This is a genomic window from Candidatus Koribacter versatilis Ellin345, assembly GCF_000014005.1.
Taxonomy (GTDB): Bacteria; Acidobacteriota; Terriglobia; order Terriglobales; family Acidobacteriaceae; genus Korobacter; species Korobacter versatilis_A.
The window spans coordinates 1,181,665-1,201,767 of record NC_008009.1 but is presented as its reverse complement, the minus strand read 5'-3'; the positions used below and the strand labels follow the sequence as shown (position 1 = coordinate 1,201,767).

Below are 20,103 nucleotides of genomic sequence, written 5' to 3'. Positions count from 1 at the left end.
CACACACTTCCGTGCCAGTGCGCTTGCCACATGGCAGTAAGTGGTTTGGTCCGAAGATGGTTACGCGGGCCAGGACACAATCTTTCTTTGCATGTCCTCCATTTAGCTCAGGAGGTACAGATGTCGCAATCTTCCAAACATACCGATATTGTCGTGTGCCCGCTGTGTCTGGGCCACGGCGAAATGCCCAAAGCGCTGATCGCTTTGCGATGGAACGATCGCGAAACGCAGCGTATGCTCGCGCAATACGGTGACGAGTTCACCGCGGGCGAGCATGGGGGCATGGACAATCCCTTTGAATCGAAAGAGGAAGCGACCGCGGGAAGCACAAAGCAGTTTCACAGTTCGGGCGATGGCGTTCCCAAAGAATGACCGCCCCTCGCGCGTGCCCAAGCGGCGCTTACTTCAATAACTGACTGCAGTGCAATCGAGCCCTCGTAAAACGAGGAGGAGTGAATTCTTATGAGCTTGTCAACGATGATTCCCGGCGCCATCGCGACGCCGCGGACCTACGTCAACGAAGTATTGGCACTGGTAAAAGCGAAAAACCCTGCCGAAAAGGAATTCCACCAGGCAGTCCAGGAAGTGTTGGAATCTCTGATCCCCGCACTCGAGCGTCATCCTGAATACATCAGCCACAAGATCCTTGAGCGCGTCACCGAACCCGAGCGCCTCCTCATGTTCCGCGTTCCCTGGTTCGACGACAAGGGCGAGATCCAGGTCAATCGCGGCTTCCGCATTGAGATGAACAGCGCCATCGGCCCCTACAAAGGCGGCTTACGCTTCCATCCTTCGGTGAACCTCGGCATTTTGAAGTTCCTGGCTTTCGAACAGGTATTCAAGAACTCGCTCACCACGCTGCCCATGGGCGGCGGCAAGGGCGGATCGGACTTCGATCCGAAAGGCAAGAGCGACAACGAAGTGATGCGTTTCTGCCAGAGCTTCATGACCGAATTGCAACGCCACATCGGCCCCGACACAGACGTGCCGGCGGGCGACATCGGCGTGGGCGGCCGTGAAATCGGCTTCCTCTTCGGGCAGTACAAGCGGCTGCGCAACGAATTCACCGGCGTCCTCACCGGCAAGGGCTTGAACTGGGGCGGCTCGTTGATTCGTCCGGAAGCCACCGGCTACGGCTGCGTGTACTTTGCGGAAGAAATGTTGAAGACCGTGAAGCAGACGCTCGAAGGCAAGGTTTGCCTGGTCAGCGGCAGCGGCAACGTGTCGCAATACACCATTGAGAAGCTGCTCGATCTCGGCGCGAAGCCGATCGCTTGCAGTGATTCGAACGGCATCATTCACGATCCGGCCGGCATCGATCGCGAAAAACTGGCGTACATCCTCGACCTGAAGAACACCAAGCGCGGCCGCATCAGCGACTACGCCGAGAAGTTCAAGACGGCGAAGTACATCCCGGTCGATCCGAAGCTCGATCACAACCCGCTGTGGGACATCAAGGCCGATTGCGCATTCCCGAGCGCCACGCAGAATGAGATCAACGCGAAGGACGCGAAGAACCTCATTAAGAATGGCTGCAAGGTCGTCAGCGAAGGCGCCAACATGCCGAGCACGCTCGAAGCCACGAACCTGTTCCTCGAAGCGGGCGTACTGTACGGACCGGCAAAGGCTGCGAATGCGGGCGGCGTTGCCACCTCAGGCCTCGAGATGGCGCAGAACAGCGCGCGCTTGGCCTGGACGCGCGAAGAAGTTGACCATCGCCTCCACAACATCATGATCGCCATCCACAAGAACTGCTTCGAGACTGCCGAGAAGTACGGCAAGCCGGGCAATCTGGTGGTCGGCGCCAACATCGGCGGCTTCCTGAAGATTGCCGACTCGATGCTGGATCAAGGCTTGGTGTAGGAAGGTTGCGGTAACTTGCGGGATGGACTCTCGTCCATCCCGTTTTTCTTTGGCCCAAAAACCACGTTAGGTTCAGCGAATTCGGATTGCCGACACCGCCGAGAAGCCTCTCGCCCGAGTTTCACCATTGCAAACGCCAGCCGCCGGAATCCTCTTCGTCACCGAAGCTGAGACTCCTGCCTGGTGCAAGTCATCACCGCCATACTTCGCGAAGAATGACTGCGTACCCCGCGTGTTGGCGGTTGTGCTGAGGGTCGCGATACCGTCGCGGAGAACCGCCGACCCCAGGCTGGTGGATCCGCTCATCAGTTCGACCGTACCGGTCGGAGTACCATCCGACGCGGACAATACCCGAACCGCAAAGCTTGCCGGACCGCACGCGGATGCGGGCTCGACGGCAGGAGCAAGGTTCACCTGCACTCCAGCCTTGATCGTGCCGCTAACGACGAGGCTTTTCGTCGCTGTCGCGGCAGGGTAATTCACATCGCCGTTATAAGTGGCCGTAAGCGTGTACGTGTTGGCGGTTGCCTCGGTGAAGGTTGTAGATGCCGTGCCCGACGATAGCGTAATCGGGCTACCGATCTGAGTTCCGTTCACTTTGAAGGTAACGGTTCCGGTCGGCTTCGTCGTTGGCGTTGATGTGACACTGGCAGTGAAGGTGATCGTCGTTCCCTTCGTTGCGGTGCCGCTCGGTGATGTGATGGTGATCGTCGGTGTCCCCAGGTAGCCGATGCCAACCAGTTGAATGCTGTTGATGCCGGCAACGGTATTGCCGGGGAACAGAAGGCTCGCGGTACGGGTACCTACGGTCGACGGCTTGAACACGATGCCGACCTGGCAGGTGTGGCCTGCCGCCAGGGTCGCGCCCGCAGTCAGTCCACAACTCGTGGTACTCGGATCAGTCGCAAAATCAGTCGGATTGGTCCCTCCGAAGAATGCATTCGCACTCAGCGCGAGGGGCTGGTTCCCGGTATTCGAGACGGTGAATATTTTCGGAGCACTAATAGTTCCCTTGGCTTGATAAGTCCACTTCCAATAGCCGAAGGTCCCCAGCTTTCGAATCGATTGCGTCGGCCCGGCCGTCGGCGCGTTCGTCAGGAAATACACCTGTCCTTGGGAATCGACAGCCAGACCGGTAGGATTGCTGATCGTCGCGAAAACCGCCGCGCCGCCATCGCCGGCGTTGCCCGCCGTTCCGTTTCCGGCAATTGTGCTTATGATCCCAGTGACAGCATCAATCCGGCGAATGCGCTGATTACCGGCATCCGCGAAATAGAGGTTGCCGGCGATGTCGAAAGCAATCTGCCCGATTTTGTTGCTGATCTCGGCGCCGCTCGCCTTGCCGCCATCCCCGGAGAACCCGCATTTCACTCCCCCCGCCACGCGGTTGGCCGTGGGTGAGTACTCGGCATTGTAGAGTGGCTCCTCCAGCAGGAAGCAGGTATTGGCGGTGTTATAGATATAGCTGTTGTAGAGGTTTCCGCTGGCATCCACTGCGAACGATGCCGGAGTCCCGTTGGAGTAGACGAACTGGTTCGTGAGATACCACAAGTTGAAGGATCCGGCGCCGCCTGAAACGTTGGCCACAGGCATCTCGGCTGCGCCCTTTGTTCCCTCCTCAAAGAAAAGGTTGTCGTAAGCATCAATGCTCATATTGGCCGGCTTAGACATGCCAACTGTGGTCAATGGGCAGGGAGTATTCGGAGTACAGCTCCCCGGAGCGTAAGTGGTCCCATACGCAGTCTGGGTCGCCCAAGGCGCGAAGTAGCTGAAGTAGTAGGTACCCGCGGTGTTAGCGGAGTAAATGATACCGAGACTGTCCACGGCCAGAGACTGGGGAGTGGCAAAGGCTGGCGAGATGGTGCCAATTGCACCGCTGGAATCAATCTCTTTGATGCGGTTATTCCCAACGTCAGCGATGTATAGAACGTCCCCGCCATCGACCGTCATGTTGGTTGCGTTATTGATCGTCCCGGTGCCGGCGGTTGCGGTCCCAGTCACCGTGGTGATCTGCGCAGGCGTAAAGCTCAGAATCGGGGCATACCCGTTGCCGACGAGGCCGAAGCTCGTGACCGCGGTTTCGGATGAATTCGTCATCTGCACAAAGCCAAGTCGGTGGCCCGGTCCCTGTGGGGTGAACCGCACCAGCAGCGAACAACTCTCACCGCGGTTGTAGTGGTTCCCCTCATAACAAGAGCCGCCCGGCACGATGACAAAGTTTTTGTTCGCCATCTTGATGTGCGTGAGGGTGGTTGCCGCGGAGAAATTGAAGAGCAGTGTTTCCGCGCCCGCGTTCTCTCCTACCCCGGCAGCGACAAAAACGTGAAAGTTGGCCGGAGCCTTCTGGAACGTTGCGTCAGTCGCCTGGCGGGCAAGGCTTGATCCTTGTGGTCTCGGAGCAGGAGCCAGGGAAACGATGGACTGAGACTGAATGGTCGAGCGAACCATTGGTTGCGCAAGTCCTGGCGTGGAAGCGAGCAGGACAGCACAAACCATGATGCCTGCGTTCTGGATGTTTCGGAGCGCGATCTGAAGCATAGATTTGCCTTTCGATGAAACGGATTCTGGCGTCGGGGGAAAGGGGATAGGGGATAGGGAACAGGGGTGGTCCCGAAGAGAAGTAGCGTTGCCAAGATTCTGCACCTGTTTCGGGGAAAAGCAAGGCATATTTATAGGCGGCAGCGGGAGATTGGCCCACTGGACACCCTGTATCGCGGGTTGCCGGCGTCTCCGCTGGTCTACCGGGTCGAACGGTGAAAGGCAATCCAAGGGGAATGGGTGGATCGAACCGAGCAATGGCGCAGTTGTTGGCCATCGCCTAACCGCATCACATTGGTGCGTGTTCGGGCTCACAGCGCAAATCGGCAACTCGCGTTATCTTCAATAAATCCAGGTGCTTAGCTATGCAACAAGCGCTTGCCGGGGAGCAAAGGAGAAAACGTGATTCGCCCTTATGGTGAAGGTATGAGTAGCTATCCCACGGTCCTGCTGGAGTCCAACGGAACCCGCATCGAAGCCCGCTGTTCGCAGTGCGGCTGCATCCTGCAATTGCTCGACAGTCCTCGCGCCGCATTGTTCGCCGCCGCCAGCCTGCAGGCGCAACTTGAGACCCACGCTTGCATTTCCCGCGACATGGTGGCGCCGGGTGCTGAAACTTCCGCCAGATGAAGACCAATCCGAAGTCGAGAAAATCTCTTCCGACCCAGTTCTGGCAGGCTAGTTCCGAACTCCGTTTTTGTCCGAAAACCAGGCCCAAGGCCCACTCCGGCTCTACATCCGCGCGACCAGCGCCGGGAAGACCGCACACTGGCCCGTGACCCACCGCACCACGCCCCGTGCTCCCGATCATAGGCTCTTCCCAAAGGCCTAGCTATTCTGCGCATGTGGGGCATTCCCAACAGCAACACCAAGTTCTTTGAAAACTCTGTGGCCTCCGTGCCTGTTGTCTTTCCAAAGCCCCGGCTAAGTCCTTATTTTGGAATATTTTACGTATAAGCCATTTATTTTGAATATTTTGCGCGACATACACTAGCTAAACCCTTTGCAATCAAGATCCCCAGGGGGAGGGGGTACCCTCACACTCTCGCCCGAATGGACTGAAGGATGGTGGTGGCCAGGCGCATTGCGCCCTCGCTTTTGTGAACTACGCGCGAGGCGTGGGCCAGCGACTCCACCGGGAGCGGCGCACCGGAAAAGAAAATCATCGGCAAGTTCGGATTGCGTTCACGGATCTTGGTCGCCAGCGTGAGGCCGTCCATCTGTGGCATGTGGTAGTCAAGCACCACCAGGTCGATCGGCTCCTCACACAACGTGAGCGCCAGGTTGCAGTCATCGGTGCAGAGTGGGCGCAGACCGCACGCGGTCAGAACATCTTCCAGGAGTTCGAGGATTGCGGGCTCGTCGTCGACACAAAGCACCAGGGGAGCTTCGGCCAGGGCGGGATAGGTGAATGGGACCTGCGGAACAATTGCGCTACGTGCCATGAATGCTCTCACCTCTTCCGTATTGGACGAGGCAGCCTGTTCCACGGACGTCAAAGGTTTGTAAGAAAACGTTCCCTAGGATTCCGGAGCGTTGTCGAGGGTGAAGGAAAAAGTAGCGCCTTCGTTCACGGCACCTTCGGCCCAGATGCGTCCACCGTGTTTTTGAATAATGCGTTGCACGGTGGCAAGACCGACGCCCGTCCCAGGAAACTCCGATAGCGGATGCAACCGCTGGAATGGTTGGAAGAGACGCTGCATCCCGCGCGGATCGAAGCCGGCACCGTTGTCCTTGATGAAGTACACCGGGGTGCCATTCGCACGTCGAACGCCAAATTCGATTTTGCTCGGTGATTTGTTGGAAGAATATTTCCACGCGTTGCCGATTAAATTATCCATCGCCACGCGAAGTAAATGCGCGTCGCCCACCACGATCGCATCGGATGCAACGACGATTTCCACCACGCGCTGCGGATGGCGTTGTTTGAGTTCGGCGAAGATCTCCCGCGCCATCGCGGAGACGTCCACGCGCTCGCGGTGCATCTCGCTCTTGGTGACGCGCGCGAGATTGAGCAGGTCTTCGATCAGTTCGTTCATGCGCTTCGAGGCGTCATCGATGCGGTCGAGGCAGTCCTTCAATCCCGGCGAGAGCTCGTTGCCGTATTGCAGGTGAATGATGTAGCTCATTCCATTCACGACTTCGAGCGGCCCGCGGAGATCGTGAGAAACCGAGTAGGAGAACGCCTCGAGGTCGCGGTTCGCTGCGACCAACTGCTTGGTGCGGTCCTGCACGCGCAGTTCGAGTTCGCTGCGCGCGCTGAGCAGCGCGGCATCGCGCACCTGGATTTGCGACAGCATCTCGTTGAAAGCGGTGATGAGCGTGGAGAGTTCGTCGTGCGCCAAGCTTGGTTGCGCGCGTAGCGAGTAATTCTTCTCCCGCGACACCTTCATCGCGGTGTCGGCCAGTTCCGCGATCGGCCCCGCAACCGTGCGCCGGAAGAGCCACGAGACAATCAAAGCCGCGCCCATGCAGGCGAGCAGTACGAAGAAGAGAATCTTCAGGAAGCGATTGCGGCGCTCATTGAGCGAGCTGAGGTTCGAGCGGATGTAGATGGCGCCAATGCGGCGTCCGCCGAAGTCAATGTTGCGGATGACCGTAACCTTCTCACTGAAGAACAGTACGGTTTGCTGCTTGTCGGGTGATAACGATGGCAGCACGTTCACGCGAACGTCGGCACTGCGCCAGTACTCGGCGAACAGCTGGCCGTCCGGCGTGAGCAGGCCCGCACCTTCGACGTTTGGCGACGCGGCAAGCGCTCGGAGAGTTTGGCGGGCCGACTCGGGATCGTTGAACTCGAGTGCCGAGACACTGTTCGCGGCGATGATCTGTGCCTGTGTGGACAAACTGGTGACAAGACTAGTGCGCGCGTTCGACTGGTCATAGAAGAGGAAGCCGACGGAAGCGACGAGCAGCGCGACCGTGGTGACCGCGATGTTCATCCACGTGAGCTTGGCGGCGATGGAGGTGTTTGTCGGCATCGTCAATCCCTCGCCTCGTCGTGCTTCACGTTGGCGGCAACCTTGAGAAGCTGTGAACTGAGCGTGAGTCCCGCACGCTCGGCCCTGGTGACGTTGACGTCGAAGCGCACGCGGCCGCTTTGCAGGGTGAACTCGATCATTCCGCCGCGGTCGGCGAAGTGCGGGATGTCGCTCACGGTGAGCACCGGAGCCTTCGCGAGCTCAACCAGGATTCCGCGCAGACGACTCTCTTCCGAGTTGCTGATGTATAGAATGCGGCACTGCGCAGCTTCTCGTACGGAGTTCACGCGCAAGGCGACCAGCTTCTTGCCTTCGATGGATTCGCCATTGATCGTGGAGTCCAGGACGGAACCGAAGCCGTCGCGACCGAGAACGCAGATGGAGAAGTCGTCGGACGGAGCAACGCTCGCTGGCCACTGCACAAACGCGCCGAACTTATACAAGTACGCGGCTTTGACCTGGAGATCTGTTGGAGGTCCTGCGGGCGGAGCGGCCATTGCCAGCAGGCTGTGGAACAAAGGCAGCAGAACCAGGCAGCGCAGGACGTCGCGAACGGAAGATGTTCGCTTCGCGCCGCTACGACTGCTTCGCCTCTGCGACAGGTTGGTCATGGTTCAGTTGCGACGGATGTCGCCTCTCAACGGGCGCTCGTCCAGGTCAGCTTTATATACACGCTGCGCTTAATGCCCACAAACGCGATGTTGCTATCGGCCGAAGGATCCGAGCCGAACTCTGGATGGTGTGGCTGGAGCAGATTACGGCCAACGACAGAGACATCGAACTGATGGCCGATCTGCCAGCCGAAGCGAGCGTCGGCGGTGGTGTACGCACGAATCGGATAGGTCGCACCAGCCGGTCCTGCGGTCTGGCCCGGAAGTTCACTGACGTAGCGAATGTCGGCATCGAACTGCAGCGCTTTGGTCAGGTCGTATTCGGACTGCGCGAAGACCTGGTGCTCCGGACTGGAGCCCATAATCCCCGGAGCGCTGCCGATGTCGAGCGAGCCTGGTCCCGGCTCGATGTTCATGTGCAGGTACGAGTAGTAGCCGCGCAGACGCCAGCTCTCAGTCGGACGCCACTCGGATGTGATCTCGAAGCCCTTGGTGTTGCCGATGAGACCGTTGCCGAACTGTGCCGGCAGCAGAATGTGCGGCACTCCAGGACTGTCTTCCACGTAAGGCGCACCGGTGATGTCTTCGCTGAAGAGGTTGTGGAAGTGGTTGTAGAAACCGGCGATGTCCACGTAGACGTTCTTGCCGAAGAGGTGGCGCGCACCGAGTTCGTATCCGTTCATCTGTTCGGGACGGAAGTTTCGGTTGGCGTTGAAGCGGGCGAAGTACGGCGTTCCATCAGGCAGAACAGCCACCAATCCGGAGAGGAAGAAGTCACGTTCGGCATCGGACGGCGTTCTCACGGCGTGCGTGGCTGCGGCCCAGACGGAAGTGGTATCGGTCGGTGTCCAGAGCAGGCGCGCGCTTGGCTCGGGAGCGTAGTCGGTGAAGTTGGTGTTGAGGAACTTCGAGCCGTAGGTGAGCACCAGGCGCTTGTTGACCAGCGTGAACTCGTCCTGGATGAAGGCTGTCAGAAGACGGTCGGTGCGATCTGCGGGACTGAAAGTCAGTCCGGAGACGACCTCTATGTTGTCGCCGTGACTGAAACGCGCGCCGAGGCCCCAAGTGACTTTGTGGCGATCGAATAGGCGCCAGTGCTGCACGAAGTCAACGTCGTAGGTGTCGCGCAGATCCCCGAAGTTGGGCTCGCGGCGATTGGTGCGATCGTAATAGGCCTGGAGATCGAAACTCTTGCCTTCCCCTTGATCGTGATGCCAGTGGAAGTTGACATTGCCGCCGGAGAGTCGGGCATCCTGATCGAGCACTTGCGAAAAGGGTGGCGTGTAGCTGGTAGCGACAACGCTTTCACCAGCGCGCTGATCGTAGATGTCGCCGGAGAGCGTGAAGGCGTTGACCTGGGCCTTGTCGTTCCAGTCCACGCGGAAGCCGCCCTGGAGCGAACTCCAGTCGTCGAAGTTGCGGCCGTCCCAGTGGAACTGTGGACCGCGATCGAAGCCACGACCATAGAAGCGGTACTGCAGGTTGTCGCCATGATGATTGCCATAGCGGCCGTTCACGGTACCGTGGTCGAAGCTTCCGGTTGCGGCTGAAACCATTCCACCTTGCGTGTCCTTGGCGCGCTTGGTGATGATATTGATCACGCCGTTGACGGCGTTCGGGCCCCAGATGGTTCCCCCGGGACCGCGGATGACCTCGATGCGCTCGATGTCTTCAAGGGGGTAGTCCTGGACTTCCCAGTAGGTGCCCGCAAGCAGCGTCGTGTAAACGGTGCGGCCATCGATCACGACGAGCACATCGCGGCAGAGGCGCGAACCGAAACCTCGGATGCCGATGGACCACTTATCGCCGTCGATGCGCGCGACTTCCACGCCGGGCGCGAGGCGAAGCGCTTCAGGGATATTCGTAACCCCGGAACGGCGGATGTCTTCCGAGGTGATGACGTAGATCGCGGCCGGGGTGTTGAATGCGGATTCGGGCTGCTTGGTAGGGGTGGTCACCTCGATCTGCGAAAGCTGTTCGAGGGACATCTGCTTTAGGTCTTGTTGCGAGTTGTCGGGCTGGCCGGCGTGCAGGAGCGCAGGCAGGCACAGCACCAGCGCGGCGAATCGCACGAGGTGGAATCCGCTGCGCTCGTTCTCCAGAATGTTCTTGCAGGCCTGAATGCCAATATTCAGAATCCACCCCGATCGGCAGAGGAATTGGGCAACGAGCACACTTGCGCGACTATGGAAGCGAATCAAAGCTCGGGGGAGAGCGCTAGTAGCGCTAGTTGGGGTGAGATGCTGAATTGAACGGCAGAGTTGCTCACCGGGAGAACTCGCTGACGCGACTGGTTTCCCTTTTCGAATGAGATGTTTGCCGCAGTTCTAGGTGGGGTTTCCAGCGAAAATGGGGGCTCCGACCGCGGTGCGAAAGGGGCCGAAAGGTGCGTCTTTGTTGTGGATTCGGCGACGCACGAAACCTATACTTGGGGCTCCCCTTTGGACATGTCACGGTTTCGTAAGCTCGCCTGGGCCGCCTCCGCAATCGTCATCGCTCACCTGATTTGGCTTGCTGTTTGGCCTAACGCGCGATGGGGCTTCCTTGCGTCACAGCAATTTCAATTTCTGGCTGGAGTACTCGCAGGTATTGCGTGCTGGAGGGCTTCAGAACGGTCGCAGCAATATCCGCGAATGTTCTGGCAATTCTCAGCGGTCACGTTTGGCTTCTGGTCGATCGCATCGCTGATCGATTCCAGCTATGACCTGCTGGGGAATGGACTGATTGATCCTCCGCTTTGGGTAGCACTGGTCATCTTTCTTTCCACGGCCCCGATGTTCATTGCCGCGCTGATGGGAGGCGGAAAGAGCGAAGAGCGCGTTCATTGGGACGTCATCCTCGACGTCGCCCAGTTGCTGATTTTGATCGTCGCGGTACACATCATGCTGGTGGCGATCCCGAGCATGACGCAGAGCGTAGAGCGAGGAGCAGTTCACCGACTGATCTTGCTTGCTGCATGGCGAGGCGCACTGGCGCTCGCGCTGACGATGCGCGCGGCGTTCTCGAAGTCACTGGCGATCCGCAGACTTCTAGCGCCGGTCGCAGCGGCGATGAGTCTGTTCGCAGTTGCATCGTCGGTTGGGAACTTCGCCGACCGCTTTCAGATCTGGAATGAAGTCCGTTGGTTTGACCTAGCTTGGACGATACCGTTCGCACTCGTCGCGGTTGCAGCATCACTTTGGCGCGAACGCGGGCGAGTGGGGGTGCAGTCGGAACTAACGGCGGATTCCGCGCCGGTCTTCATCATTTATCTGCCGGCGCTGGCGATTCCGGTCATTTTGCTGTCGTTGTACTCGACGATCGTTTTTGAGCAGGTCGTGGTCGGATTGACAGCGATGTTCGTCTCCGTGGCATTCTTCACGATGCGGGTGCTGGTTGCGCAGCGTAGGCAAGACCAGATGTTGCAACAATTGGCGAATTCGGAGCGACGGTATCGCCGGCTATTCGAAGACAATATGGCGGCAGTTTATCGATCCACGCCTGACGGGCAGATCACGGATTGCAACCAGGCGTTCTGCGATATGTTCGGCTACACGAAAGAAGAAATCGCGAACGGTTCGGCGGCGCGATTGTATGCCGGCGGTAAAGTAGAGCGCGAAGCGACGCTCCGCGATCTGCGAACGCATGGACAGCAGCGAAGCGTACAAGTCGCATACCGACGGAAGGACGGTTCTCTGATTCACACGCTGGGGCACCGCGCGATGGTTGTGGACCGGGACGGTATGGAGATGATCGAGGGAACGCTGATTGACATGACGCAGAGGCGGTCTCTCGAGTTACAACTGCAGCAGTCGCAGAAAATGGAGTCGCTAGGAACGATGGCCGGCGGCGTGGCGCACGATTTCAACAATCTCTTAACGGTGATTGGCGGATACAGCGCTATGCAAATGGCGAACCTGGACGCGAACGATCCGAACCACGAGTATGCGACTGAGATCAAGGCCGCCTCCGACCGAGCAGCGGGACTCACACGGCAACTGCTCGCATTCAGCCGGCAACAGGTGATGGAGGAGCGGCCGGTAATCCTCAACTCCCTGATTCGCGACTTCGAGAAGTTTTTGAGACGGCTGGTAGGAGAAGATGTCCAGCTGCGAACGAGTTTTGACCTGGAGTTGGGAACGGTGCGGACTGACCCGGGACAGATGGAACAGGTCTTGATGAATCTCACGTCGAATGCGAGAGATGCGATGCCATTGGGCGGGACGATTCGGATCGAGACTGCGAACGTAGTGCTGAATGAGCGGAGCCTGGAGCGGAACCCGATTGTCGTGCCGGGTGGATACGCGCGGCTCTCCGTGAGTGACGATGGGATCGGGATGGAGGAAGCGACCATCGCCCACATTTTTGAACCTTTCTTCACCACGAAGGCGGTCGGAAAGGGCACCGGACTCGGTCTCGCGACGACATATGGAATCGTGAAACAGAGCCGGGGCTACATCGAAGTCCAAAGCTCGCCGGGAGCGGGATCACGCTTCGATGTGTATCTGCCGCTCATCGGTCGCGACGGCGCAGGAAAAAGCGGGGACACCCGAACGGCAGTGGCACGAGGAACCGAGACAATCTTGCTCGTGGAAGACGATGTTCAGCTCCGCTCCATGTCGGTAACGCTGCTGCAATCGTGCGGCTACAACGTGCTGACGGCTGATGATCCCCGTGAGATTGAGAAACTTTGCGAACGCCACGGGGAACGCATTGACCTCCTTCTGACAGATGTCGTGATGCCCCACTTGAGCGGCAGTGAAGTGGCAAAGCGAGTCGCGGCAAAAGTGCCTGCGATCAAGATCCTGTTTATGTCGGGGTATCCAACGCACTCAAAGCTCGATCGCACTGCGCTCGAAGCATCGGGATCGTTTCTGCAAAAGCCGTTCGCCCCGGCGGTACTTGCGGCAAAGGTGCGCGAGGTTCTGGACCAGGAACTCACCGGCCAGGCATAGCAACGATCAACTCATCCGCTCACTTCATTCGCAGCATGTAGGACCTCACTTACGACAGCCTTAACGTCTTCCTCCGTGCTGCGATGATTCACGACGCAGGCGCGGAGAGCGAACTGGCCACGAATGGTTGCGTTCGAGATGCAGACCTTCCCTCGTTGAATGATGCGCTGAAGAATCTCGAGGTTCAGGTGGTCGAGATCGGCATTTTTCCTCACATAGCGAAAACAAACAGCGCTTAGCTCAACGGGGGCGAGAAGTTCGAGTTGCGGCTCGGCGGAAACGGAGTCGGCGAGAATGCGGGCAAGGCGAAGGTCTTCGGCGATGCGCTGCTGGAATGCCTGAAGCCCGAAGTAGCGGAGCGAAAGCCATATCTTCAACGCGCGAAACGGCCGCGAAAGTTCCATGGACGATTCGAAGAACGCGAAGCTTTCGATGGGGTCAGTCGAAAGGGAGCGTGCGTAGTCTTCGGTATGCGAGAACGCGCGTTGCGCGGCGGCAGGATCGCGGTAGAGGAGACATCCGCAACCCGCAGGCTGGTAGAGCCACTTATGCGGGTCGAGGGAGAGCGAGTCAGCACGATTCAGTCCAACGAATTTTTCGGGAACTGTCATTGCAGCGAGTGCGCCGTAGGCGCCGTCCACGTGCATCCAGAGGTTGTGTTCGGAGCAGATGTCGGCAATCTCGGGCAGAGGATCGATACTGCCGGTAGCAACGGTTCCAGCGCTGGCGACAACGGCGATGGGACGATTCCCTTCCCGGAGATCACGCATGATTGCGTCACGTAGATGACTGATGTCCATCTGGAAGCGATCATTCACTGGGATACGGCGGACATTCTTCTGACCAAGGCCGAGCATCATCGCGGCTTTCGGCATGGACATGTGAGCTTCGTCGGAGCAATAGATCACTCCACCTTGGGCTCCGTTTTCGTTGGCGGGCGCTTTCGCTTCGCGGGCCATGCAAAGAGCCATGAGGTTGGCTTGTGAGCCTCCGCCGGTGAGGCTGCCGGAAAACCCAGAACAACCGATGGCTTCGGCGAGCCAGCCAACGACGGTGCGTTCGATGGTCACGGCGGCTGGACCGGAGCGCCAGGCGGTGACGTTCTGGTTCAAAACGCTTGCGGCGAAGTCACCAAGCGCGGCGATCGGGAGGCCGGAACCGAAGACGTATCCGAAGAAACGCGGGGAGTTTGGCCTCGACAAGGCGAATACGTCCGCCAGCGGATCGAAGGCGCGTTCGCCCATAGGTGCGATCGGGACTTCCGCGGAAAAGAGAGCATTTACCGCCTCGCCGGAGACGTTTAGCGGGAAGGCAGGTAGATTCGGGAGACGTTCCAGGTAATCGGCGGTGAAATCGGAGATTTTGCGGGAAAGGGCGCGGAAATCTGCGGGGCTGAGGTCGAGAGGGGCCATAGGAATCCAGAACAGCGAATCTTACACGTCGAGGCGACTGCCAAACGAACCGAAAGGAGAAGTCATGTGAGCAAAACTATTGACGGGCTGCTCAGGATGAAGTAAAAAGCTTTCGAAAGTTTACGAAACGTTTTGAAAGCCAGTGTCATTGTTTGTCGGAGGCCAGCATGAGCAACATTCGGAAGGGCGTTCTCTTTGCACTCGCGGTTGTTCTTCTCGTATTCACATTCGCGCCAAACGCGGTGAGCCAAGGCACGTACACCGCAGAATTGCGCGGACAAGTGACCGATAACACCGGCGCGATGCTACCGCATGCAACCGTGACGATCACGGCGGACGAGACGGGGCTTTCGCAAACGGCGACGACGGATGACGCAGGCCGATACATCTTCACAGCATTGCGGCCGACGACGTACACGTTGCGGGTGCAAGCGAAGGGATTTGCGACGTCCGTGCATAAGAACATTGTGCTGGCGGTGAATCAGCAGGCGAGTATGACGTTTGAGTTAAAACCAGCGGCAGCGAATGAAAGTGTCGATGTGGTCGATACAGCACCGCTGCTCGATACAGGTGGGGCATCGCTCGGCACCGAAGTGACGAATGAGTTCATCAGTCGCATGCCGATTCAAAATCGCGATGTGACGCAGTTGGTGTATCTCTCCGCAGGCGTGACTACGCTGAACAACGGTGGTGGCTATCCGTATGGAACGGATTTCTCTTCGAATGGTCAGCGCTATGGATCGGCGGAGTTCCGACTGGATGGCGGACTGGCGACCGGACCGGAACAGGGCGAAGGCGCGACGACGAATGTGAGCTATGTACCGTCGACCGAAGTAATTCAGGAATTCAAGGTACAGAACAACAGCTTCGCGGCGGAGTTCGGCAGCAACGGCGGCACGGTGGTGAACGTGCTGATGAAGTCGGGCACGAACAAGTTCCATGGCAGCGGCTGGTGGTTTGGGCAACGCACGGAACTGAACGCGAACGATTTCTTCTCGAACCGTGCTGGCGTTCCGCGGACCGACAACACCCGCGATCAGTTTGGGGGAGCGCTGTCGGGGCCGATTTACAAGAACAAAACTTTCTTCCTGGTGGACGTTGAGCACGTTCGGCAGAACAACAAGAACTTGATCAGCGGGCGCGTGCCGACGGACCTCGAGCGCGCGGGGAATTTTTCCGAGACGATGGTGCAGGACGATAACGGCAACCTGGTGCCCGTGCAGCTCTTCAATCCGTTCGCGTACGATCCGGTGACGCAGACTCGCCAGCCGTTCGTAGGGAATGTGATTCCCGCTGGGATGATCACTGCGATCGGGCAGAACCTGGTAAATGCCTACCCCGCCGCGACAGGACCGATTGATCCGGGGACGCAGACGAACTTCAACGTGGCAACGGTGATCACGAGCCCGAATACGCAGTTCGACATCAAAATCGACCACCAATGGAACGACCGCATTCACCTGATGGGACGTTATAGCCAGGCGAACAGCGAGTTCGATCAACCAGGCGCGTTCTACGACGGTATCACCAGCAATACAACCACGCGCAACGTGGTGCTGGAAGGAACGTGGACGATCTCGCCGACGCTGCTGTGGACGAACCGCGCCGGACTTGACCGCTATTACCAGAAGGGCACGTCGCAGAAAGTAGACCTTACGACACTCGGATTGCCGACGCTGTATATGGACGCGAACGGGATCCAGCGGATGCCGTCAATGCCGGTGGACAACTACTCGGGGCTCAACGACCAACAGTGCTGCGTGGACACCGTCAACGGCCACACGCAGTACGTTTTTGCCTCGCAGATGAGTTGGATACACGGCAAGCACTCCTTCAAGTACGGATGGGAGGGCAGGATTTTCCTGAACAACTTCTACCAACCGGACTACGCGACGGGATTGTTCAACTTCACGAAGACGATCACAGCGGAAGATCCGTTTGGCGGAAGTCCTGCAAACTACGGCACCGGCCTTGCGGGCATGCTGCTCGGGTTTCCCCAAAGTGGGCAGATCAACATTAAATACGGGGTCGCGGATAAGTCGATGCAGAACGCGTTCTACTTCCAGGACGATTGGAAGGTGACGCCAAAACTGTCGTTGAGCCTGGGACTTCGTTACGAATTCAGCACGCCCTACACGGAGCGGCACAACCGAAGCCAGTTCGACAATTTCACGGGAGACAGCGGAGTGTCGCTGAACCTGAACCCGACGGGCGACCCCGATCTTGCAACGCTGGGGCTGGGAACCACTGATTTGAAGGGCACGACAGTGTTCGCGACTTCCAACAATCGCCATGTTCCTTCCGACTTGAACAATTGGGGACCGCGATTGGGTTTCGCGTATCAATTGGCACAGAACACGGTACTTCGGGGCGGCGTCGGCATGTTTTATGGGCTGTCAACGGCGACCAACTTCCAGTACTCGGGAACGTCGTTCCGCAAGGACGCTGCGATTCACTTCACAAATGACGGCGGAGTGACGCAGTACGCGACATTGGATAATCCGTTCCCGACATTGCCGACGAACACCGTGCCGGGACCGCAGGGAACAACATACGGGAAGCTGGCGGAGTGGGGATTTGCGGATTCGAATGATCTGGGAACCCTGCCAGACCGCAACCCTGAGATTTACCAGTGGAACATCGGCGTGCAGCACCTGTTGCCGTGGGGGATCGTGATTTCGGCGGACTACTCGGCAAACCACAGCACGCACCTGCCGTACGGCTATCCGACGCGCAATCGAGATTTCCTATCGGCAGCGGCACGGCAGAAAGTGATCGCCTTGGCAAACGCGAAGGGCGAGGCGCCGAGCGATTTGCTGAACGAGTTATATCCAAATCCATTCCAGTCGATGTTCGTTGGCCCGACTGCGACCTTCCATGAGCCGGATTCCATCTACAACAATGACACGATCCCGCTAGTGAACCTGTTGAAACCGTATCCGCAGTTCGACGGCGACTTCGAGGGACTGCCGCTGACATCAGCGAACTCCTGGTACAACGGTTTGCTGGTCCGGTTCCAGAAGCGTCCCAGCCACGGTTTGAGTTTTGAAGGCAGCTACACGTATTCGCATGCGACGGACAATTCCTCGTATGGCGCGAACTCGTGGATCTTCTTCAACGGATCAGGACTTGGCCAGCCGCAGGACCTGAACAACCTGAAGGCAGAGTATTCGATCGGAGCGAACGACACGCCACAGCGATTCACGCTGGCGACCGTGTACGACTTGCCCTTCGGACGGACTCGAACGTTTGGCGGCGACATGAATCGATGGGTGGATGGATTCGTGGGCGGTTGGTCGGTAAACGCGCTGCTGACCCTCCAGTCGGGCCAACCGATTCCGTTTGCGATGTCGAACTCGCAGCTATGGGACGGCCAGCAACGGCCGAACCTCTCGTGCAATCCACTCAGCGGAATGAGCCTGCACGATGTCGCCATGTCGAACGACCCGAACGCAAACTACTTCAACGCCTCATGCTTCGCGGACCCTGGCGACCAAGTGCCGGGCAATGCGCCGCGGTTCTCGTCGGATGCCCGCGGCCAGGGGATCAAGAACCTAGACCTTGGAGTGTTCAAAGATTTTGCGATCCACGAAAACATGAAGCTCGAGTTGCGCGCGGAGTTCTTCAACTTCACGAACTCGGTGCGCTTTGCAACGCCGTTCTCTGCGTGGGGTGATGGAAGCTTCGGACGCGTGGAGAGCCAAGCCAACCAACCGCGCCACATGCAAGTGGCGATACGGTTCGAATTCTAGAAGGGGCCTCAATGCGGAACATCTGGCGTTCGGCAGTGGTCGTAGTGTGCGCGGCGGTAACACTTTCGGCGGGAGAACGGAAAGAGTTCCCTGCTGGGCAAGACTGGTCGAACTATGTGCGCATCGGCGGTTATGGATTAAAGGGCGGCGACGCGGACGAGATCGTCGAGAACGCCACGCGCACGGGCGTGTTCGGGATTGAAGTGGACAACGATATCCCGGGTCGCTACGAGAGCTATCTGCATCCGGAAGAGAAGCTGGCGGCGATTAAAGCGGTCGCCGAGAAGGCGCACAAGGCGGGCAATTACGCGTTTGTGTACATTGCGGGGACGGAGTGTATTACCGCGAATGCGGACAAAAGCGCGCATACGCTGGCGAAGGACCATCCGGATTGGCTGCAGCGCAAGATTACCGGCGAACCGGCGGTGTTTGGGGCGGGGTCGGCGTTCTGGATTGCTAAAGGCGATGAAGATGTGTGGGTGAGTCCGTACGCGACGGAGTGGCGCAAAACGTATATGCAACGCGTGGCGCAGATCGCGGGAACGGGGATCGACGGTATCTACGTGGATATTCCGTACTGGATGACACACTTCGACGGGTGGGAACAAACCTGGGCGAGCTTCGATGATTACACCGTAGCGGAATTCAAGAAGCAGACGGGCTTGGATGCGAAGAAAGACTTGAAGCTGGGCGATTTCACCGACAAGAACTTCCAGAAATGGATTGAGTTCCGCATTCAGACGTTTACCGACTTCATGAACGAGATCGCGACGACCGCAAAGAAAGTAAATCCGAAAATCAAGACGATCCCGGAGATTTATCCGGGGATTGAGCAGGAAGCGGTGCGGGTCGGAGCAGATGTCTACAGCCTGTATCCGGTGGTGGACGCGATTGCGCACGAGTATGAATTCGGCGAAGGCGATCACATGGCGTCGTCGCGCTCGCAGCTGGATTGGTTCAACTACCAGGTGGGCATGCATACGTTCCGCGCTTTCGCCGAGGGCAAGCCCACGTGGATTCTGAACTACTCGTGGGACGGCGACAAAAAGGTGGACAAGCGCGAGGCGATGATGAACCTCGCGATGTCGCAGGTGATGGCGAACGCGAACTTCTGGGACGCACCGGGACACTCGATGGGGGGCTCGAACGACGAGACGACCCGAACGAAGATCTTCAAGTGGATCGCGGCGCATGAGGATGTGTTTTACATGCCCCGGTCGGCGATGAAGCCGGTGGGAGTGTACTTCTCGCCGGAGACGCGGAATCTGTATTCCGAGGAGTTCCTGCAGTCGTATCGCGGAATTCTAATTCTTCTGATGCAGTCGCATCGGGAATTCCAGGTGGTAACGCCGCGGACGCTGGGGGCGTTTCAGGGACAGGCGCTGGTATTACCGGATGTGCGCGTACTGACTGATAGCGAGCGGGCGGAGATCAAGCGATTCGCGACGCAGGGTGGGAAAGTGATCGCGACAGGGACGCAACCGACGTTCACCGATTCGAATGTGGTGCAATTCGAGAACTGTCCGGGAAAAGAATATTACGCGGTGTTGGCGAAGGATTTTGCGGGGACAAAGACCGAGAGCGAGGCAAAGTTCTTGGCGGCGCTGCCGTCGGATGGAATTGCGGTTGAAGCTTCGTCGCAGGTGGCGACTTCGATAGCGCGGGTAGATGGGTCGCCGCATGTGTACTTCGCGAACTTCTCGGGCTTGATTCCGCACGAAAACCCAGTACAAACGCCGCAGACGGGAGTGCGGGTGACGGTACCGGAGACGTCGGCAAAGGGCTTTTTCCTGCCGTTTATGGGTGAAGAGCAGGAGGTCGTCGGCACGGCAGAAAACGGACGCGTGACGTTTGTATTGCCGGCGATCACGAAGGGCGCGGTGTTCTGGTACAAAGTGCGGCAATAGTCGGCGGTTCCCTTCCGCAGCACGCGTACGCGTCCGCGCAATTTCATTGCTCGGGCGCGGCGAGGTAGGCAAACTATCGGCGTGCGTGTTCTTTCCATCTCCAGA

At 58.4% G+C, this 20,103-nt stretch carries 12 protein-coding genes; 6 read left to right on the top strand and 6 right to left on the bottom strand.

The features are described from left to right. Window positions 1-120: 120 nt before the first annotated feature. Both ACID345_RS04850 and gdhA read left to right on the top strand, forming a co-directional pair. Window positions 121-372: a hypothetical protein gene (locus tag ACID345_RS04850; protein WP_041855450.1), complete on the top strand. Its 252-nt coding sequence runs from the start codon at window positions 121-123 to the stop codon at window positions 370-372. A 90-nt stretch (window positions 373-462) separates the two neighbouring features. Then, a complete protein-coding gene (gene gdhA, locus ACID345_RS04845; RefSeq protein WP_011521747.1) occupies window positions 463-1,863 on the top strand; it encodes an NADP-specific glutamate dehydrogenase in 1,401 nt (466 codons plus the stop codon). Between the two features lie 72 nt (window positions 1,864-1,935). Here the strand turns inward: gdhA and ACID345_RS25140 are convergent, their stop codons facing one another. Further along, window positions 1,936-4,401, bottom strand: coding sequence for an Ig-like domain repeat protein (locus ACID345_RS25140; protein WP_049761689.1), 2,466 nt, complete (start codon window positions 4,399-4,401; stop codon window positions 1,936-1,938). 426 nt (window positions 4,402-4,827) lie between these two features. On the opposite strand from ACID345_RS25140, the gene ACID345_RS04830 reads away from it, so the two are divergent. Beyond that, complete coding sequence (locus ACID345_RS04830; RefSeq protein WP_041855447.1) at window positions 4,828-5,031, top strand: hypothetical protein; 204 nt, start codon at window positions 4,828-4,830, stop codon at window positions 5,029-5,031. Between the two features lie 407 nt (window positions 5,032-5,438). Here ACID345_RS04830 and ACID345_RS25135 read toward each other — a convergent pair whose 3' ends face one another. The 4 genes from ACID345_RS25135 to ACID345_RS04810 all read right to left on the bottom strand — a co-directional run bounded on the left by ACID345_RS25135 (window position 5,439) and on the right by ACID345_RS04810 (window position 10,167). Beyond that, window positions 5,439-5,846 (bottom strand): response regulator, encoded by a 408-nt coding sequence (locus ACID345_RS25135; RefSeq protein WP_011521744.1) that lies wholly within the window; start codon window positions 5,844-5,846, stop codon window positions 5,439-5,441. 75 nt (window positions 5,847-5,921) lie between these two features. Continuing rightward, window positions 5,922-7,382 (bottom strand): sensor histidine kinase, encoded by a 1,461-nt coding sequence (locus ACID345_RS25130; protein WP_011521743.1) that lies wholly within the window; start codon window positions 7,380-7,382, stop codon window positions 5,922-5,924. Between the two features lie 2 nt (window positions 7,383-7,384). Then, window positions 7,385-7,993 (bottom strand): YfiR family protein, encoded by a 609-nt coding sequence (locus tag ACID345_RS04815; protein ID WP_011521742.1) that lies wholly within the window; start codon window positions 7,991-7,993, stop codon window positions 7,385-7,387. A 26-nt stretch (window positions 7,994-8,019) separates the two neighbouring features. Then, a complete protein-coding gene (locus tag ACID345_RS04810) occupies window positions 8,020-10,167 on the bottom strand; it encodes a TonB-dependent receptor plug domain-containing protein (RefSeq protein WP_011521741.1) in 2,148 nt (715 codons plus the stop codon). Between the two features lie 459 nt (window positions 10,168-10,626). Between ACID345_RS04810 and ACID345_RS04805 the strand changes: the two genes are divergently transcribed. Then, window positions 10,627-12,927, top strand: coding sequence for an ATP-binding protein (locus ACID345_RS04805; RefSeq protein ID WP_049761685.1), 2,301 nt, complete (start codon window positions 10,627-10,629; stop codon window positions 12,925-12,927). A gap of 11 nt (window positions 12,928-12,938) precedes the next feature. Here the strand turns inward: ACID345_RS04805 and ACID345_RS04800 are convergent, their stop codons facing one another. After that, window positions 12,939-14,339, bottom strand: a complete 1,401-nt coding sequence (locus ACID345_RS04800) for a pyridoxal phosphate-dependent decarboxylase family protein (protein WP_011521739.1) — start codon at window positions 14,337-14,339, stop codon at window positions 12,939-12,941. A 167-nt stretch (window positions 14,340-14,506) separates the two neighbouring features. Between ACID345_RS04800 and ACID345_RS04795 the strand changes: the two genes are divergently transcribed. After that, complete coding sequence (locus ACID345_RS04795; protein WP_011521738.1) at window positions 14,507-18,091, top strand: TonB-dependent receptor; 3,585 nt, start codon at window positions 14,507-14,509, stop codon at window positions 18,089-18,091. 11 nt (window positions 18,092-18,102) lie between these two features. Then, window positions 18,103-19,998: a hypothetical protein gene (locus ACID345_RS04790; protein WP_011521737.1), complete on the top strand. Its 1,896-nt coding sequence runs from the start codon at window positions 18,103-18,105 to the stop codon at window positions 19,996-19,998. Window positions 19,999-20,103: the final 105 nt, after the last annotated feature.

Coding starts and splice junctions, on each gene's coding strand:
- ACID345_RS04850 (WP_041855450.1), top strand. CDS start 121: ATGTCGCAATCTTCCAAACATACCGATATTGTCGTGTGCCCGCTGTGT.
- gdhA (WP_011521747.1), top strand. CDS start 463: ATGAGCTTGTCAACGATGATTCCCGGCGCCATCGCGACGCCGCGGACC.
- ACID345_RS25140 (WP_049761689.1), bottom strand. CDS start 4,401: ATGCTTCAGATCGCGCTCCGAAACATCCAGAACGCAGGCATCATGGTT.
- ACID345_RS04830 (WP_041855447.1), top strand. CDS start 4,828: ATGAGTAGCTATCCCACGGTCCTGCTGGAGTCCAACGGAACCCGCATC.
- ACID345_RS25135 (WP_011521744.1), bottom strand. CDS start 5,846: ATGGCACGTAGCGCAATTGTTCCGCAGGTCCCATTCACCTATCCCGCC.
- ACID345_RS25130 (WP_011521743.1), bottom strand. CDS start 7,382: ATGCCGACAAACACCTCCATCGCCGCCAAGCTCACGTGGATGAACATC.
- ACID345_RS04815 (WP_011521742.1), bottom strand. CDS start 7,993: ATGACCAACCTGTCGCAGAGGCGAAGCAGTCGTAGCGGCGCGAAGCGA.
- ACID345_RS04805 (WP_049761685.1), top strand. CDS start 10,627: ATGTTCTGGCAATTCTCAGCGGTCACGTTTGGCTTCTGGTCGATCGCA.
- ACID345_RS04800 (WP_011521739.1), bottom strand. CDS start 14,339: ATGGCCCCTCTCGACCTCAGCCCCGCAGATTTCCGCGCCCTTTCCCGC.
- ACID345_RS04795 (WP_011521738.1), top strand. CDS start 14,507: ATGAGCAACATTCGGAAGGGCGTTCTCTTTGCACTCGCGGTTGTTCTT.
- ACID345_RS04790 (WP_011521737.1), top strand. CDS start 18,103: ATGCGGAACATCTGGCGTTCGGCAGTGGTCGTAGTGTGCGCGGCGGTA.